The organism is Sporosarcina sp. Y1011, from assembly GCF_057669885.1.
This window is the reverse complement of record NZ_JBYHFP010000003.1, coordinates 314,442-332,418: the sequence shown is the minus strand read 5'-3', so window position 1 is coordinate 332,418 and position 17,977 is coordinate 314,442. Positions and strand designations below refer to the sequence as shown.

General features: G+C 40.1%; 13 protein-coding genes. 11 read left to right on the top strand and 2 right to left on the bottom strand.

Annotation, left to right across the window (positions count from 1 at the left end; genetic code table 11):
- Positions 1-19: 19 nt before the first annotated feature.
- The 9 genes from AC25Y5_RS05845 to AC25Y5_RS05805 all read left to right on the top strand — a co-directional run bounded on the left by AC25Y5_RS05845 (position 20) and on the right by AC25Y5_RS05805 (position 12,979).
- The gene (locus AC25Y5_RS05845; RefSeq protein ID WP_488139502.1) at positions 20-1,072 is read left to right on the top strand and encodes a M42 family metallopeptidase; all 1,053 of its coding nucleotides are present in this window, start codon (positions 20-22) and stop codon (positions 1,070-1,072) included.
- A 13-nt stretch (positions 1,073-1,085) separates the two neighbouring features.
- Positions 1,086-2,576 (top strand): UDP-N-acetylmuramoyl-L-alanyl-D-glutamate--2,6-diaminopimelate ligase, encoded by a 1,491-nt coding sequence (locus AC25Y5_RS05840; protein WP_488139501.1) that lies wholly within the window; start codon positions 1,086-1,088, stop codon positions 2,574-2,576.
- 476 nt (positions 2,577-3,052) lie between these two features.
- Positions 3,053-3,274 carry a transcriptional regulator gene (locus AC25Y5_RS05835; RefSeq protein WP_488139500.1) on the top strand — a complete coding sequence of 74 codons (222 nt, stop codon included), beginning with the start codon at positions 3,053-3,055 and terminating at the stop codon, positions 3,272-3,274.
- Positions 3,274-3,660: a YhjD family protein gene (locus tag AC25Y5_RS05830; protein ID WP_488139499.1), complete on the top strand. Its 387-nt coding sequence runs from the start codon at positions 3,274-3,276 to the stop codon at positions 3,658-3,660. The genes AC25Y5_RS05835 and AC25Y5_RS05830 overlap by 1 nt, the downstream gene beginning before the upstream one ends.
- Before the next feature lie 727 nt (positions 3,661-4,387).
- Positions 4,388-5,962, top strand: a complete 1,575-nt coding sequence (locus AC25Y5_RS05825; RefSeq protein ID WP_488139498.1) for a peptide chain release factor 3 — start codon at positions 4,388-4,390, stop codon at positions 5,960-5,962.
- 218 nt (positions 5,963-6,180) lie between these two features.
- Positions 6,181-9,246 carry an efflux RND transporter permease subunit gene (locus AC25Y5_RS05820; protein ID WP_488139497.1) on the top strand — a complete coding sequence of 1,022 codons (3,066 nt, stop codon included), beginning with the start codon at positions 6,181-6,183 and terminating at the stop codon, positions 9,244-9,246.
- A 164-nt stretch (positions 9,247-9,410) separates the two neighbouring features.
- Positions 9,411-10,499 carry an SDR family oxidoreductase gene (locus AC25Y5_RS05815; RefSeq protein ID WP_488139496.1) on the top strand — a complete coding sequence of 363 codons (1,089 nt, stop codon included), beginning with the start codon at positions 9,411-9,413 and terminating at the stop codon, positions 10,497-10,499.
- A 245-nt stretch (positions 10,500-10,744) separates the two neighbouring features.
- Positions 10,745-11,500, top strand: a complete 756-nt coding sequence (locus tag AC25Y5_RS05810; protein WP_488139495.1) for a TerC family protein — start codon at positions 10,745-10,747, stop codon at positions 11,498-11,500.
- Between the two features lie 129 nt (positions 11,501-11,629).
- Positions 11,630-12,979 carry a TrkH family potassium uptake protein gene (locus tag AC25Y5_RS05805; RefSeq protein WP_488139564.1) on the top strand — a complete coding sequence of 450 codons (1,350 nt, stop codon included), beginning with the start codon at positions 11,630-11,632 and terminating at the stop codon, positions 12,977-12,979.
- Between the two features lie 94 nt (positions 12,980-13,073).
- Here AC25Y5_RS05805 and AC25Y5_RS05800 read toward each other — a convergent pair whose 3' ends face one another.
- The gene (locus tag AC25Y5_RS05800) at positions 13,074-14,822 is read right to left on the bottom strand and encodes a B12-binding domain-containing radical SAM protein (protein WP_488139494.1); all 1,749 of its coding nucleotides are present in this window, start codon (positions 14,820-14,822) and stop codon (positions 13,074-13,076) included.
- 193 nt (positions 14,823-15,015) lie between these two features.
- Between AC25Y5_RS05800 and AC25Y5_RS05795 the strand changes: the two genes are divergently transcribed.
- Positions 15,016-16,449, top strand: a complete 1,434-nt coding sequence (locus AC25Y5_RS05795; RefSeq protein ID WP_488139493.1) for an ATP-binding protein — start codon at positions 15,016-15,018, stop codon at positions 16,447-16,449.
- An 89-nt stretch (positions 16,450-16,538) separates the two neighbouring features.
- Positions 16,539-16,982, top strand: coding sequence for a MarR family winged helix-turn-helix transcriptional regulator (locus AC25Y5_RS05790; protein ID WP_488139563.1), 444 nt, complete (start codon positions 16,539-16,541; stop codon positions 16,980-16,982).
- Between the two features lie 94 nt (positions 16,983-17,076).
- Here AC25Y5_RS05790 and AC25Y5_RS05785 read toward each other — a convergent pair whose 3' ends face one another.
- Positions 17,077-17,781, bottom strand: coding sequence for a hypothetical protein (locus AC25Y5_RS05785; RefSeq protein WP_488139492.1), 705 nt, complete (start codon positions 17,779-17,781; stop codon positions 17,077-17,079).
- Positions 17,782-17,977: the final 196 nt, after the last annotated feature.

Here is a 17,977-nt window from a genome sequence, read left to right as displayed (position 1 = left end):
GAAGAAAGGGGACTTGAAAATGCAAACTGTATTTGATGAAAAACAGATTGTTACGCTACTTAAAAGACTTGTTGAAACACCTAGTCCATCGGGATATACACAAAAAGTGATGGAGCTAATTGAGCAAGAACTGAGCGATATCGGGGTATCCTACAAGAAGACAAATAAAGGAGCTATTATCGCAACGATTGAAGGTTCTAATACTTCACGTCATCGCCTGCTCACAGCACATACGGACACGCTTGGCGCAATGGTTAAAGAAATTAAAAGCGATGGTCGTTTGAAACTGGATATGATTGGCGGATTCAAATGGAATGCAGTGGAAGGGGAATATTGTCTCATCCATACAGCTTCAGGGAAAGAAGTACGGGGAACGATTCTAATGCACCAAACCACTGTGCATGTGTATAAAAATGCCGGAACAGCTGAACGAAGCGCAGATAATATCGAAATACGTATAGATGAAAAAGTGACGAAAGCAGATGGAACACGTGCACTGGGTATCGAAGTTGGCGATTTTGTTTCATTTGACCCGCGTTTTGAAACGACAGTAAGTGGATTCATTAAATCACGTCATCTTGACGACAAAGCGAGTACAGCTCTCTTGCTTGGATTGATTCGTTCATTAAAAGAAGAAAAAGTACAACTTCCGCATACGACGCATTTTTATATTTCCAATAATGAAGAAATCGGCTATGGCGGAAACTCTAATATTCCAGAAGAAACGGTTGAGTACATAGCGGTCGATATGGGCGCAATTGGAGACGGTCAAACTTCAGATGAATATACGGTTTCAATTTGTGCGAAAGATTCAAGCGGACCGTATCATTATGCATTGACACAACACTTATCGAACTTGTGTAAAGTAGGGGATATTCCGTTCAAACTCGATATTTACCCGTATTACGGATCAGACGCGTCTGCTGCAATTCGTGCGGGATTCGACGTTAAGCATGCGTTATTCGGTCCAGGAATCGAATCATCTCATGCTTTAGAACGGACACATACCGATTCACTGAAAGCGTCTGCGCAGTTGCTACGAGCATACGTGACTTCAGCAATGATAGATTAAATGGAGGGTTTTTATGAATACAAAAAATTTACTATCAATCTTACCTATTAAACAAATAACAGGGACACTCCCACCAACTGTGACGGATATTGCGGTAGATTCACGTTCGGTAAGTGCGGGAGGGGTTTTCATCTGTATCGAAGGGTTCACGGTGGATGGTCATAAGTTTGTGGATAAAGCCATTGAAAATGGAGCACGCGTTATCGTTGCTTCGAAACCCGTCAACGTCGATTTGACTAAAGTTGCTTGCGTCATGGTTGAAAATACATCACGGGCTATCAGTTTGTTGGCACCACGGTTTTACGGCTATCCTTCAAAACGGCTGACGATGATTGGTGTAACAGGGACGAACGGAAAGACTAGCGTGAGCGGCATCATACAAGCAATACTCCAGCAAGCAGGTGAAGGTTCAGCAGTTTCTGGAACAATCGGCTTTGAGTTGAATGGAACACTATATGAAACTGAAAATACAACAGCAGACGTACTGACGACACAAGGAATGATTGCCCGTGCAGTGGAAGAAGGCTGTACAACAATGACGATGGAAGTTTCCTCACACGGACTAGTAGAAGGTCGTTTAGCAGGAACGGAATTCGATATTGCTGTTTTCACAAACCTAACGCATGACCATCTCGATTTCCATGGCACGATGGATCACTACGGTTATGCAAAAGGTTTATTGTTTTCACAACTAGGACAAGACATGGAAAAACGAAAATTTGCAGTCATTAACGCGGATGACGAATGGTCCAATAAGCTACTGGAAATGACTTCTTACCCAGCCTTTACATATGGCATTCAAAATGAAGCAGTATTTCGTGGATCGGATATCGAGCTTGCAGCAAACGGAACGGTATTTAAGCTAACTTCACCTGATGGGGAGTTCCGGGTTGCTATGAATTTGATAGGCGAATTCAGCGTCTACAATGCATTGGCTGTAATTGCTGCTTTATACGCTAAAGGAATGGTTATAGAGGATATCCTAAATTACCTAGGGAAGATTTCAGCCGTCAAAGGTAGGATGGAACAAGTACCGACACAATTGCCGTTAACGATGTATGTCGACTACGCACATTCGCCGGATGCGATTGAAAAAGCGATTGCTGCAGTCCTCCCATATAAGAAGGAAGGAAGCCGTCTTATCTTCGTCATAGGGACAGGAGGCAACCGCGATCGGATAAAACGTCCAATCATGGCGGAAAAAGCATCTGTTGCTGATTATGTTGTCTTAACGACTGACGATCCGAGAGATGAGCCGTACGAGTCAATCCTGTCTGAATTGGAAGCTGGCATGCTGCATAAGCAGTATGCATGTATCGGTGATCGACCAACTGCTGTGCGCCACGCAGTTTCAGTCGCAAATTCTGAAGACATCATCATATTTGCAGGAAAAGGGCATGAGGACTTTCAAATTATCGGCTCTATAAAATATCCGCATTCAGATGCAGAAATCGCGCTAGAAGAAGCGGAAAAGAAGTTTGGTACAGGGTTATTTATTAATTAATTGAAAGTTAGCTTGGTCCTGACTTTAGGAACTTTTTTTGCACTACCATCTCATTGGAACGTCCATCCGGGCGTTCTTTTTGTTTAAGCAATAGAAAAGTGATAGGCGGCTTTGAGAATATTTACAAAACATTTACGCTCAATTAAAAATAGCTTAATAAAAGCGTGTTAATCTTTAATTGTACCAATACTCTAGGAATAGGATGTGGTAATATGAAAATTAAAGATATGAAATTTAAAGTTGTCATCTCTTTTCTTGTGATTATGTTTCATACCCATCTGGCGTAGCGTATTGAACTATTAATAGTTATATCATTAAACGCTTCGGCGTTATTTTTTTATCTAAAATTGAACGTTTCTTAAAGATCGTTCATATAAATAGTGATCGTAACTAAAAAACATCTCTCACAAGATGCTTTTTATTTGCTTGTAAAGCGAACGTACATTCTTTATAATGAATGAAAAGGGGGAACGAATGTGCGTGGTCAATTATTGAAGTCAATGGAGTACAACGAGTCACTGGATATGATGTACATGGCTAAAGATGGTTCAATCAGTAAGCGAAGAATCAAAGTCCTACAGGTTGGTGAGGTATCCTTCCGAGCCTATTGTCATCTTCGAGGATCCAAACGTACTTTTATTATTGATAATGTACTGGCACTTGTTCCTATCATTCGTAAAGAGAGTAGGGTAATCTAATGGCGTTTATTCCATCAGATGCATTACCGCATTTTGAAAATATGATTTACTTACCAATGGTTATAACAATTTTAGAGAGAGACCGAGCTAGAATTGAAAGAGGCTCATTTAAATTGAAAAAGCCTTATGTAGAAATTATTGAAAGTGCACTAAATATCGTCCGAGCCGAATTAAAAGAAACGAATCTCTATGCCCGAAGTGAACATTTAAATTTAATTAAACAAGAGAAAGACGACACGTTTACTGAGTATGCCTTTTTCCATGGTGGCTATGAAGACAAAAGACGCTACATGAACATGCGGCTGCGCAACAGGACGGAAGAGCTAATATCTATTTACTTTGCAATGGTAGGAAATCAGAGCAGTAAAGGAGTGGCTACGAAGTGATAGATCAGAGCGCTGAGAAGCACGCTATGTCGCTGTTGTTTCGAGAACATTTAGCAGAATTAAGCTGGTATAAAAAAGTCGATGAAAGTGACGGCAATACGGAAACCACTAAATTTAAAAATAACGAATGCACAAGGCCCGAAGCTAACCGAAGTTGACTGATTATGAAAGTGGTTATAGATTTGTTGGTTTTTAAACAAAAGAAATACGACTAAGGAAGACGCGCGGATGGGGAAACAAGACATTTATGATTGCGTGCCAATGGCGATGATGTTAAAATCAAAAGTAATAGTATCGTGGTGATGGAGGAATAAAACGACCAATCCAATTACGGAAAGGTCGTTTTATTTTGTGTATTTTTGAGTGCGGGCCAGTTTAAACCTTTTATCTTTATTCAGCAGAAGACTCTCACCTCCATAGGTGGGAGATGAATGCGGTTTTTTTCCTGTTCAGCGGGTGTCCAAACGCCCGCTGAACAAAGATAAAGCCTCCGGCGGATGTCACAGATTTTGAAAGGAGTTAATCGAGCAAGCTCGATTCAAAATATGGACGCAATTACGCCGAGGCGTAATTGATCCAGGAAACGGTATAATAAACTTTAATACACTGGTTTTTTGTTGAATGCCTCTAGACCTGGATGCAACGGCATTTATTCAAATGATCTACCGCGGTTTACACTATGATAAACTTATGCTAAGAAAAGCAGAACAGAAGGAGATGCTATATAATGGACAAACCTATAAATGAAGAAATTGCGTCTCGTCGTACCTTTGCAATCATTTCTCACCCGGATGCCGGGAAAACGACAATTACAGAAAAACTTCTCTATTTTGGCGGCGCAATTCGTGATGCTGGAACAGTAAAAGGGAAAAAATCTGGTAAATTTGCAACATCTGACTGGATGGAAATTGAAAAACAGCGTGGGATTTCGGTCACTTCATCAGTTATGCAATTCGATTATGATGGAAAGCGCGTTAATATTTTGGATACACCCGGGCACGAGGATTTCAGTGAAGATACTTACCGTACGCTTATGGCAGTTGATGCAGCGGTTATGATGGTCGACTCGGCGAAAGGAATTGAGCCGCAGACGATTAAACTATTCAAAGTATGTCGTATGCGTGGAATTCCGATTTTTACATTTATCAACAAAATGGACCGCTTAGGGAAAGAACCGCTTGAATTAATGGAAGAGTTGGAAGAAGTTCTTGGCATACAGTCTTACGCCATGAACTGGCCAATTGGGATGGGCAAAGAGTTCCTAGGTATCTATGATCGTTTTAATCAGCGTATTGAACAGGTTCGTGTCAACGATGAAAACCGTTTCCTTGCTATAAATGACGAGGGTGGCCTCGTAGAACCGCATCCGATGATGGAAACTTCGTATTACAAGCAAGCAATCGAAGATGTCCTTCTGTTAAATGAAGCAGGAAATGATTTCGATGAAGAGAAAATTGCAATTGGCGAATTAACGCCAGTATTTTTTGGCAGCGCACTTACAAATTTCGGTGTGCAAACATTTTTAGAAACATTTTTACAATTTTCACCGCCTCCACAACCGCGAATAACAAAAGATAAAACAGAAATCGATCCGTATTCAGAGGAGTTTTCAGGGTTTATCTTTAAGATTCAAGCGAATATGAACCCAATGCACCGAGACCGTATCGCATTCGTCCGTATTGTTTCAGGTAAATTCGAACGTGGAATGAACGTAACAGTTCCGCGAATTTCGAGGACATTCAAACTTACACAGACAACACAGTTTCTTGCAGATGATCGTGAAATTGTGGATGAAGCAGTTGCCGGAGATATTATTGGGCTCCATGATACAGGTAACTACCAAATCGGGGATACAGTAATTGGCGGTAAATCCAACTTCATTTTTGATGCGCTTCCACAATTTACACCGGAGCTTTTCGTACGGGTAACCGCAAAAAACGTCATGAAGTCCAAGCATTTCCATAAAGGGATTCTCCAGCTTGTGCAAGAAGGGGCAATTCAATATTACCGGACGCTCCACACCGAGGATGTACTTTTAGGGGCAGTTGGTCAGCTTCAATTCGAAGTATTCGAGCATCGGATGAAGAATGAGTATAATGTCGAGGTACGTATGGAGCACGTCGGTTCAAAAGTTGCGCGCTGGATTGTTAATGAAAGTGAAGTCAAAGAATCAATGGCGGGTCAACGTGCAATGCTCGTAAAAGACCGCCACGATAAATTAGTATTCCTGTTTGAAAACGACTTTGCGATGCGGTGGTTCCACGATAAGTATCCAGATATTGAGTTATATAGTCTATTATAATCCGCTAATCCGGCAGGACGGTCTTTCCGTTTTGTCGGTTTTTTTTATGGATAGGAAACGATAAGTTGAAATTGAGCGTTTCTAGTTCAAGACCTCGGGTACCTAGAGGTTCGACCTTTTGATGATTAAAGAGAAGAGGATAGTTGCTCTCGTTTGAAGTAGTGTCCATCTTTAACTATGATTAAAGTAAAGAGTTATTTAGGAAGAGGGAAATGTAAATGAAAATCAGTGACTTTTCTATTAAAAGGCCTGTATTTACAATTGTGACAATGTTTCTAATCATCATTCTCGGAGCTGTGTCATTTTTTCGCATTCCAGTAACACTAATTCCGGAATTGAACCCGCCAATTGCAGTCGTAGTTTCTAGTTATCCAGGCGCATCTCCGGCTGAAGTGAGCGAGAAATTAACTAAACCGCTTGAAGCAAGTCTTTCAACTTCACCTGGTTTGAAATCAATGCAGTCTACTTCCCAGGAAGGGGCAAATTTCATCCTACTCATGTTTGACTGGTCGACGAACATTGATGAAGTCCAACTCGATATCATGCAGCGGGTCGATCAAGTTCCGGTTCCTGACGGGGCAAATAAACCCAGATTCATGAAGTTTGACCCGGCCCAGTTTCCGGTAATTCAATTGTCTTTGCATGCTACTACGGAAGACATTGATGTCCGAAAGATTGCCGAACAGTTGGAAACAGAATTAAGGAGAACAAAAGGAGTAGCGAGTGTTTCTGTTTCAGGTCAACTTATGGAAGAAGTCCAAATTATTCTAGATCAGAACAAAATTGTGGCAAATGGACTTGACCAAGCAGGTATCGTGCAAATGATCCAGGCAAATAATGTATCGATGCCGGGTGAACCAATCGAGACTAGAGACGGAAAGTTATTGACAACACGTATTGTCAGCACGCTCACGTCCATTTCGGATATCCGTGGCGTCACAGTAGGAACAAATCCACTCAGTGGCAAAAAGATAAAAATAGCCGATGTGGCGGACGTAGCACTTGTAGAGTCTGAGACCGGAACAGAAACCCGTGCAAATGATCAGCAGGCAGTTTTAATGTCCGTATTGCAAGAATCAGGTGCAAATACTGCGGAAGTATCTACAGCTTTTAAAACAGCGCTTGACAAGCTTTTGGAGAAAGAAGAATTCAATGGAGTCGAGTCAGATATTTTGTTTGACCAAGGAGATTATGTGAAACTTGCCATCGGAAATATTGGCCAATCTCTAATACTAGGCGGTATTTTTGCGATGCTCGTTTTATTCTTTTTCCTTCGAGGCATCAAGAGTCCAATTATTATTGGAATTGCAATTCCATATTCAGTCATTGTCACTTTCGTTCTCATGTATTTTGCGAACTTCTCTCTAAATATAATGACACTGGGTGCACTTGCGTTAGGCATCGGAATGCTCGTCGATAATGCGATTATCGTTATTGAAAACATTGAACGGCACCTCACTATGGGGAAAACGCCAAAGCAGGCTGCATCTGAAGGGACGAAGGAAATTGGCGGTGCGATTATAGCGTCGACTTTAACGACGTTAGCTGTATTTGTACCGGTTGTTTTCATCAGTGGTTTGATCGGACAGATATTTACTGAATTCGCTTTAACAATTTCCTTTAGCTTATTTGCATCGCTCATTGTTGCTTTAACAGTTGTACCAATGATGGCAAGTCGTTTACTCAAGAAACCGAAGGCCGACATGGAAGCGAGAAGACGTCGATCTAAAAAATTGAACAACTTTGAACGCTCGGTAAAATGGTCGTTGAAATATCGTTCTGTTGTTCTGGTATTTACAGTAGTCGTTCTACTACTAAGCGTTTTAGCCTTGACCAAAGTCGGAACAGAATTCCTGCCTTCAACAGATGAAGGATTTGTAAGTGTTTCGGTGAAGCTGCCGAATGGTTCATCTGCAACTGCGACGGATGAAGTTGTGAAGCGAATCGAAACACAATTGAAAAAGGAAAGTGACGTAGAGGTATATGTCAGTCTGGTTGGCGGAACGCAACAGGATATAGCTCAAGGCACATCAAAAGCAGATCGTGCAGAAATATCTGTAAAACTGTTACCTCTCGCAGATCGTGAACGTTCTGTTTTCGAATTCGTCGATGATGTACAGCCTGAGGTATTGAAGGAAATCGGTGATGATGCGAAAGTTAGCTTTAACTTGCAGACCGCCGCGGGCTCAAGTCCGAACACATTGACATTTTCATTGAAAGATACAAATGAAGAACGACTCAATGATGCAGTATTGAAGTTGAATCGTAAATTGGCCGACCTCGACTCGATAACTGAAGTAACAAATAATCTTCAAGATACCGTGGAAGAGATTCAAATCGAAGTGAACCCAGATAAAGCATCTGAAAAAGGATTAGCACCTTATCAAATTGCACAAACGGTGAACGACGTTACGCGTGGTTCATTAGCAACCCAAATTATTGGGGAAAACGAAGAAGTTTACGGTGTCTATGTTAGATACGACAAGAAATTCCGTAATAGCATAGAACGGTTGAAAAATATAAAAATGCGAACGCCAGCTGGAACTTTTGTGTCGCTAGGTGAAGTTGCTAAAATTAAGATTGCAGAAGGACCTGTTTCCATACAGCGAGTCGACCAGGCGCACTCTGTTACATTCAATGTGAAATATATATCGTCCCAGTCGCTTGGGGATATGACTGAAAAAGTAAATAATACGATTGATACCCTTAAGTTACCTGAAGAGATTGATGTTTCATTCGGCGGTGACAGGGAGTTATTTGAAGGTGCCATTGATGATATGATTATGGCAATCCTGCTAGCTGTTGTCCTCGTTTATATTGTAATGGCGGCACAATTTGAATCATTTAAGTATCCATTTGTGATTATGTTCTCCGTACCACTTATGATTATTGGTGTAGGACTTGGATTGTTTTTGACGAATACGCCAATTAGTGTAACAGCGGTTATTGGTATACTCGTTCTTGTCGGGATTGTCGTTAATAATGGGATTGTCCTTGTTGAATATATTAATCAGCGAAAAGAAGCGGGGCTAAGCTCATATGATGCTATCGTTGTTTCTGTCAGGGACCGGGTTAGACCAATCCTAATGACTGCACTAACGACCATTCTTGGCCTGCTGCCACTGGCACTAGGTATAGGCGAAGGGACCGAAATGAACCAACCGATGGGAATTGTAGTAATTGGTGGTTTACTGAGCTCGACATTGCTGACGCTATATGTTGTACCCATCATCTACAGCCTATTTGATCGACAAACGAGAAAACGAGCGGTAGAAAAGAAATAATGGAAATGTCTCCTTTTCGAAGGAGGCATTTTTTTGAGGCAATAAACGCGAACTAGGAATGTTGGACATGAACGCATTTACCGCTATCATAATTACTTGTCAGACTATTCCTCCAATTATTTTTACTCAATGCTATACTAATAAAATAAAAGGGGGCTCATAGAATGCGAACACATTTTTTTACAGGATTTCCAGGATTCATAGCTACGCAATTGATCAAAGAATTAGTACGTTTGGGGAATGTAGAAAAAGTAATTGCCGTCGTCCATACCAGCCAGGCCGAACGTGCTCGAGAAATAGCAACTTCAATTATGAATGAAATGGATGTGGTTATTCCATTTAAAATTCTTGTAGGTGATATTACGAAACCGGCACTAGGAATGGAACCGCAAATAATTGCCGATTTGGCGCAAGATACATTAACGATATGGCATCTTGCTGCAATATACGATCTGGCTGTGAAGGAAGAAGTCGCTTGGGAAGTCAATGTTGAGGGGACAATTCAAGTGAATCAATTCGTTCGAAATCATCCTTCGATTGAGCGCTTTATTTACTTCAGTACAGCGTATGTCGCAGGTAAACGTGAAGGGATGTTACTCGAAACAGAACTGATTCGCCCGATTTCTTTTAAAAATCATTACGAAGAAACAAAGTTTGAAGCGGAGCTGCTTGTAGAGGAATTAAAGAAGGATGTAGCAGTAACAATCATTCGTCCAGGCATTGTGCGAGGCCATTCCAAAACAGGCGTGACTGTCAAATTTGACGGGCCCTACTTTTTTATGAATATGATAGACAGATTGCGTTGGATGCCAATGATTCCATATGTAGGAAAAACTGATGCATGCATTAATGTAGTACCCATTGATTATATTATTGAGGGAGCAGTGTATTTATCAAATCTTAAGGAAGTGGTGGGGCAAACTGTTCACTTAACGGATCCGGCTCCTCACCCAATCGAGGAAATTTACTGTGCGATGGTTGTCGAACTGACAGGGAAAAAGCCAAAAGGGAGATTACCTCGAATCGTAGCTAAAAAAGGCCTTTCATCAATCCGATTACAAAAAAGCTTGGGCGTCGAAGCAGAAACCCTTGATTATATGATGTGGAATGCAACATTCGATACAGCGGTTGCAGAGAGGCTCCTGGATGGCAGTGGTATAAATTGCGCAGATTTTCTAGAGTCGATTCCCTCTATGACAGCATTTTATGAAAAGAATAAGAAAAATAATGATTTTCATATAAAGATTGGGTGATTTAAAATTTACTTTTAGTCGAACTATGCTATAATAAATCAAAAGCACCCGAACTTAATAACTTTTGACTTTTTGTCAAGGGGGAGTAGCTATAGGGAAACCTATTTCATAGTCGTCAATACGTGGCTTGCGCCATCGGTTATGATAGCTGGATTTTTACAAGACTAAAATTCCGACTTAGCGAGACCTTTGCCTTTTATTAGGTGAGGGTCTTTTTTATTCGTGAAAAATTAGGAGGAATCGATTTGGACGCAATATTATTGGAATACGCATGGGTACTCGTTGTACTTATCGTATTAGAAGGATTACTAGCAGCAGATAACGCGGTTGTTATGGCAGTTATGGTTAAGCACTTACCACGCGAACAACAAAAGAAAGCACTCTTCTACGGGTTATTTGGTGCATTTGTCTTCCGTTTTGCAGCATTGTTCATGATTACAATCCTTGTGAACTATTGGCAAATTCAAGCACTTGGAGCAGCATATCTTTTATTCATCTCGATTAAAAGCCTTATTGATCAGCGAAAAGATGAAGATCCACATCCCGATGCGAAAGTACGCAAAAAATCCGGTTTCTGGATGACGGTTGTGAAAGTTGAACTTGCGGATATTGCATTTGCACTTGATTCAATGCTCGCGGCGGTTGCACTTGCTGTAACGTTGCCTGAGCTTGGGAACTTCCAAGTTGGTGGTATTAATGGTGGACAGTTCACTGTTATGCTATTAGGTGGACTTATCGGGTTAGTCATCATGCGATTTGCAGCACGTCAATTCGTTACTCTGTTAGAAAAATTCCCTTCATTAGAAACAGCAGCATTTCTTATCGTTGGATGGGTCGGTGTCAAATTACTTGTTCTTACATTGGCGCATCCAGGCGTGGGTATCCTTGCTGAAAGCTTCCCACATTCAACATTGTGGAAAACAACGTTCTGGATTGTCCTCGTTGGAATTGCAGTTTTTGGTTACTTGGCCGGGGTTCGAAGTAATAAGAAAAAGGCTTAAGTTTAGGGGCAGCCGTGCAATTGCACGGCTGTTTTTTTTGTTTATATAAAGTTCGTTCTTTCTTTTTTTGTGCAACTTCTCTAAAATAGATACGACACCTCTACAATGGTGAAAGGAACGGTGATAAGTGTGAAATTCAATCGCGAGAATTTACGCAGGTTCACACCTGCCCAAGTTATTGTGTTTTATTATTTTCTGGCCATTGCATTCTCATTATTACTTCTGAATCTTCCTGGCGTTTATTTGCCTGGCGTAAAGGTGAGTTTTATTGATAGTTTGTTTACCGCCGTCAGTGCAGTAAGTGTTACTGGACTGACAACCATCAGTATTGCTGATACATATTCAGTTTTCGGGATTTGTATGCTAATGTTGGTTTTGCAAATTGGTGGAATAGGAATTATGTCGATAGGCACGTTTTTTTGGCTCCTCGTCAAAAAAAAGATAGGTTTGCGTGAAAGACAGCTGATTATGGTTGAACATAATCAATACAACCTAGCCGGACTCGTTCATCTCATAAGGGAAATTGTGAAAATAATAATTTTAATTGAAATTATTGGCGGACTCATTTTTACAATGTATATCATGCGTTATTATGATTCGTTCAGCGAAGCGTTTTTAAACGGCATGTTTATGTCTGTTTCAGCAACCACAAATGCTGGTTTTGATATAACAGGAACTTCGTTAACAGGGTATTTCAATGATTACTTCATTCAATCATTGACGATGATTTTGATAATACTAGGTGCAATCGGATTTCCTGTTCTTATGGAAATCAAAAGCTACTTCTCTAAAAAAGTTCCTCATTTCCGTTTTTCATTGTTTACCAAGATAACGACGATGACATTTGGCATTTTGCTCGTTTTTGGTGCGTTAATGATTTTCATATTGGAATCTGTACACTCATTCAAAGGGATGGCGTGGCATGAGAAATTATTTACCGCGTTATTCCATTCAGTGTCATCGAGATCCGGGGGAATGACAACGTATGATATAACGAAATTCAGTGAAGCGACCGATATTTTCATCAGTTCGTTGATGTTCATCGGCGCATCACCGAGTTCCGTAGGTGGTGGAATCCGCACAACGACATTCGCGGTTGCACTCCTGTTTCTCATCAACTTTGCACGTGGAAATCAGGTCATTAATGTCTTTCATCGGCAAATTAAACTAATCGATATCTTCCGTTCATTTGCTGTAATTATTTTAGCATTGGCAATGGTTATGACAGCACTTCTTATACTGCTAATTACAGAACCAGGCGTCCCAGTTGTTGCTTTGTTGTTTGAAATAACCTCTGCATTTGGAACGTGTGGAATGTCGCTAGGGATTACGTCGGATCTCTCTGTAGTTGGGAAAGGGATTATTATGATTCTTATGTTCATCGGACGAGTAGGGCTTATATCGTTCCTCTACACATTAGGAGGAAAAACGAAAAGTTTGCATTATCAGTTCCCGAAAGAACGGGTCATTATCGGATGAAAATAAAAGCGTTAAAAGCAAAAAAAACATCAAATTAGCTTCCCACAGTGTAAGAAAAAAAGGCTGTCCCATATCAAGATGGGGCAGCCTTTATTCAATGGACCAGTGACTTTTCTAAAAACATGAGTAGCGGTGTATCATCATGTCTGAAGACAGTTATGAGATATCCAGTAGCATTCTGGACAACACCAATTTCAACGTCTTCAGGTTGGACTGCTATAGGTGTGATGAAAGTTTGTTTTCGTATATTTCTTGCATTCAAGCCTAAAGAACTAAACGAATCTCCTAGTAAAGCAGGGTTTTCTAGAAGGAGTTGTTCAATGGAAGATCGTTCCTCAATCGGCATATCATCTTGCCACCATATTTTTCGCGGTTGGAACTTATGATGAGCAAGGTAGTCCATTTTTAGAAGACTTCGTGCGATATCCATGTCTGCACTGCCATCTTCCATAAGGAAATCATGCAATCGAATGAATAAATCCTCCAATTGATGTCCAATTCTTGACCAGCCCCGATTCTCCCAATAGGATCCGAACTGTTGGAAGAAGTCGAATGGTGTTTCGAAGACTTCAGAGACAACATATTCGACTGTTCTTGGTAAACGGTTGTCGTTCCAATATTTCTCAAGGACGTCCTCGGTTTGTTTGATACGTAAGATATCATCGAACGTCAATACGTTATTTGAAAAGATCTCATAGGGTGCTTCATCGATAAAGTCGTAGCCAAACTGTTCGGCTTGGATACGCAATCCGGTTCCACGTAGCAGTTTAAGGAACCCGAGTTGCAATTCCTCTGGACGCATGGCGAAAACTTCATTGAAGGTGTTGCGGAAAGATTGATAATCTTCCTCAGGCAGTCCGGCGATTAAGTCCAGATGCTGTTCGATTTTTCCACCCGCTTTCACCATATTGACTGTTCGTGAAAGTTTTTCGAAGTTTTGTCGCCGTTGTACTAACTCGTTTGTTAAATCATTAGTGGACTGAACGCCAATTTCGAATCTGAATAGTCCTGCGGGTGCGTTTTCATTGAGAAAATCAATAACTTCGGGACGCATGATGTCGCCCGTAATTTCAAACTGAAAGACGGTACCCGGTTTATGTTCATCAATCAAAAATTGAAATATATCCATTGCATAGCTTCTGCTAATATTGAACGTGCGGTCGACAAACTTTATTGTTTTAGCACCATGTTCCATCAAATAGCGTATGTCATCCTTAATCGACTCGCGGTTAAAATAGCGGACACCTACTTCAATGGATGATAGACAAAATTGACAAGAAAAAGGACATCCTCGGCTCGTTTCTATATAGGTCATTCTTTTACCAAGGTCAGATATGTCCTCGTTGAACTTGAAAGGTGAAGGGAGTTCGCGCAAGTCCAGTTTTGGACCGGGTGCCGTGATTTTCAGCTGCTCATTTTGTCTATAAGCAATACCCTGGACTGCGGTTATTTCGTCTTTTCCAGCAAAGACATCCATTAGATGTTTAAAAGTTCTTTCTCCTTCACCAATGGCGATGACATCAATTTCGGGAACACGCTCCAGCCAATAATCATAATCATAGGTCACCTCAGGTCCGCCTGCGATAATTTTCACATCAGGTTTGACCTTTTTTAACATGCGTATCACTTTAATGGTTTCTTCGATGTTCCATATATAAAGACTAAATCCAACAATGTCCGGATTTTTTTGATATAAATCTGATACAATATTCATTGTAGGATCTTTAATGGTATATTCTGCAATAACCGAATTGTACTCAGGCATTGCAAATGCCTTCAAGCAACGTATGGCCAGATTAGTATGGATATATTTTGCGTTTAACGTTGACAATATAATATTCATAATCAAACTCCTTCTTTCTATCTACTATAATATTTAGTTCGAAAAATTACAAATATAGGTACAAAGTTCCATTTTCATTACACCCTGAATATGGAATAATCCAAGTAAGGTGATTATTGTAAAAATTTGATATCTTAGCATGAACCATTGTCATATTTCATATTGTTTTGAAACGGGAACAGGGGGCGTACACTTGAGCTGTAAAAAGGGAAAAGTAATGAAACACATAACTTTCATGTTGGATAATGCAAACAGACCGGGTACAGTTTTTGATAATAAGGGTTTGCTTTTATATGCAAATCAATCATTCAGGGAAAACTTTGGCACTAGTAAAAAGAATAATATTCGTGATTATCTTGATGGTCTGACTAATGAGTTGTGGGACAATACAACAAATCTTGTTACTGAATTTAAGGATAAGACAATAAACTTAAATATTCGATTAGTAGGCAGAATTTGTACTGTTAAAATGCATCTGATGTATCTTGAAGATGACCAACAAACGATTGCACTTTTCGATATTCCACAGAGTTTTCCGGATATTGCAGAAAAAACATATATTAATGCTTTCCGCAGTTCTGACAACTTTTTGATTTTCACGGACATTCAAGGAGCAATCTGTGACGTAAATGAGATGCACACTGAATTTTTTAATTTACCAAGGGACTACTTTGTAGGAAAGTCGGCTAAAGTGGTTTTAGAATTATTGAATGTAGATAATGATATACTGATTGATTACTTTAAAAGTTTAAAACTTTATAGCTACGCGGAAATTACAGTTGAGTATGAACGTTCACTTCGTGATCGTAGATACTATAATATTATTACTTCATTCGACAGTGAGACTCAAACGTATCTGATACGGATGAGAGATCATACAGAAAAGGTTGCTATAGAACAACATTTGGTGCATTCAGAATCATTATCGACTCTTGGTGGGCTAGCGGCTAGCATCGCTCACGAAATTAGGAACCCAATGACGACCATGAAGGGTTTTATTCAATTACTTAAGATTTCAGCAACATCTGACACGATGAAATACTTAAATGTCATTGATGAAGAAGTTCTAAGGATGGAATCGATATTGACAGAAATGCTTATCCTTTCAAAACCCAGTACGAACAAGAAGATGACCTTCTGCTTGGAACTCCTGGTTGCGGATATGATTGAGGTTATCCAACCGAAAGCTTTAATGGATGGCATCACTATATCGCAACAAATAGTGTCTATTCCAGAGTCATTGATTTATGGTGAACCCGATAAAATTAAGCAAGTTCTCCTGAATCTGTTTAAAAATGCACTCGAAGCAATGACTCCTGGAGGCATACTTACAACTTCCTTGAATTTGGATAGCTCAGGAAAAGTAATTTTAAAGGTTACCGACACTGGAAAAGGAATGGATACGATGCAAGTGAAGCAGGTTTTCTTGTCGTTTTTCACTTCCAAATCGAATGGAACAGGACTTGGGCTGCCATTTGTTCTGAAAATAATCGAAGAACATGGTGGAATGATTGCTGTCGAAAGTGAAGTTGGAAAGGGTACGACCTTTATACTAACATTTCCTCCAGCAATTGCACATGGAACTGAGAAGGTTTTAAATGATAAGAGTGTATTGTTGACGCAATAAGCTAACGACTTTCATGCCTTTTGACATCAATGCGTTCTAACCGCTATAATGAAGGCAACAATGGAACGGGATATAGAAGGTGGCACTGAATAATGACAAAAGATACAGAACGGGCATTAAAACTATTTATCGTTTTATCTAGAGCAAGCAAAGTAATATTGGAAGAGGCACATAGGACAAGTGAAAAACATGGGCTTAACCCTACTGAATTTGCTGTTCTTGAACTACTGCATCATACTGGGAGACAGCCGATTCAAAAGATTGGACAAAAAATTTTACTGCGTAGTGGTTCAATGACATACGTGGTTGATAAACTTGAAAAAAGAGGTTTATTGGAACGCGTTAATTGTGAGGCGGATAAGCGTGTGACGTATATGGCCATTACAACTGCGGGTGAGGAACTCATGATATCCATATTTCCGGAACACGCAGCTAATATTAAATCGATTATGACATCACTTACAATCGAAGAACAAGATCAGGCAATCGAATTGTTACGGAAGCTAGGTCTATCCGTAAAAAATCTATCGTAAAATCCGATTGTATGCTGATAGAATCAGTGCAGTCGAAGGAAGAAATAGAAAAGCGCCAAATGGATACGTTCCATTTGGCGCTTTTGTTGTTCTGTTATTTAGCAACAATTGTTTCGCTCATACGTAGAAAACTTTCAAAATGGTCTTCGTTCAGGGAATCATAAATTGTTAAGCGAACAATCATATCTCCGCGTTCGAAGAGAATTCCTGTAACTGATGTGGTTTCAGCTTTGACAGAAAGAACTTTTGCGTTCTCGATGCCTTCACCGACTGGAATTGACGTTTCGTCAGTAACTTCAACAGGAGTGCCGCCATCACTGGATGCTTCTAGCACAGCGCCCATATTTTCAAGTAAGTAATCATAAGTACCTTCTTCTACTGGCATGGTTTCAATACGCATGAATACAGATTCGTCTTCTGTAGCCATAAGAACGTCCTTGCCGGGCTCTTCACTTGTTAATGTATACTTCGGAAGAACAGAAATAGAGTAATTTTGTTCATCGCTATCTGTCAATTTGCTATCTTTCATGAAATCTTCTTTGGCGTCATTGCTTGTCGTCTCATCTTCTACTCCTGTTTCTTCTTGTACAACATCTTTTGATTCTTCTTGTACAACATCTTCTGATTCTTCTTCGACAACTTCATCTGAACTTTCATCTTCAACGACTTTATCTGTCTCTTCGACTACATCCGTTGAACCATTTGTTGTATCCTCGCCAGCATCGGGATTTGTACCGCATGCTGTCAGAAGTAAAGTGGTCGCGACTGCTACTAGCAGTAAATTCCATTTTAATTTCATCGTAAATCCCTCCTTATTTAATTTAGACGCATGAAACTCATAAATGTTGCATAACTCTTTATACTTTACTAGTTTGCCTTATTAAGAGCAGAACGTAAAGTGATATCCATCAGTTGCTTTTTTCTTTGTCACTTTTCAAAGTTGACGGAATCTGATGGTGATTTATTATCATTTTAGAAGAGTATTGCTGTATAAT

Bases quoted from the DNA above. Each gene is read 5' to 3' on its own strand.
- AC25Y5_RS05785 (WP_488139492.1), bottom strand. From the start codon at position 17,781: ATGAAATTAAAATGGAATTTACTGCTAGTAGCAGTCGCGACCACTTTA.
- AC25Y5_RS05830 (WP_488139499.1), top strand. From the start codon at position 3,274: ATGGCGTTTATTCCATCAGATGCATTACCGCATTTTGAAAATATGATT.
- AC25Y5_RS05845 (WP_488139502.1), top strand. From the start codon at position 20: ATGCAAACTGTATTTGATGAAAAACAGATTGTTACGCTACTTAAAAGA.
- AC25Y5_RS05815 (WP_488139496.1), top strand. From the start codon at position 9,411: ATGCGAACACATTTTTTTACAGGATTTCCAGGATTCATAGCTACGCAA.
- AC25Y5_RS05800 (WP_488139494.1), bottom strand. From the start codon at position 14,822: ATGAATATTATATTGTCAACGTTAAACGCAAAATATATCCATACTAAT.
- AC25Y5_RS05825 (WP_488139498.1), top strand. From the start codon at position 4,388: ATGGACAAACCTATAAATGAAGAAATTGCGTCTCGTCGTACCTTTGCA.
- AC25Y5_RS05840 (WP_488139501.1), top strand. From the start codon at position 1,086: ATGAATACAAAAAATTTACTATCAATCTTACCTATTAAACAAATAACA.
- AC25Y5_RS05820 (WP_488139497.1), top strand. From the start codon at position 6,181: ATGAAAATCAGTGACTTTTCTATTAAAAGGCCTGTATTTACAATTGTG.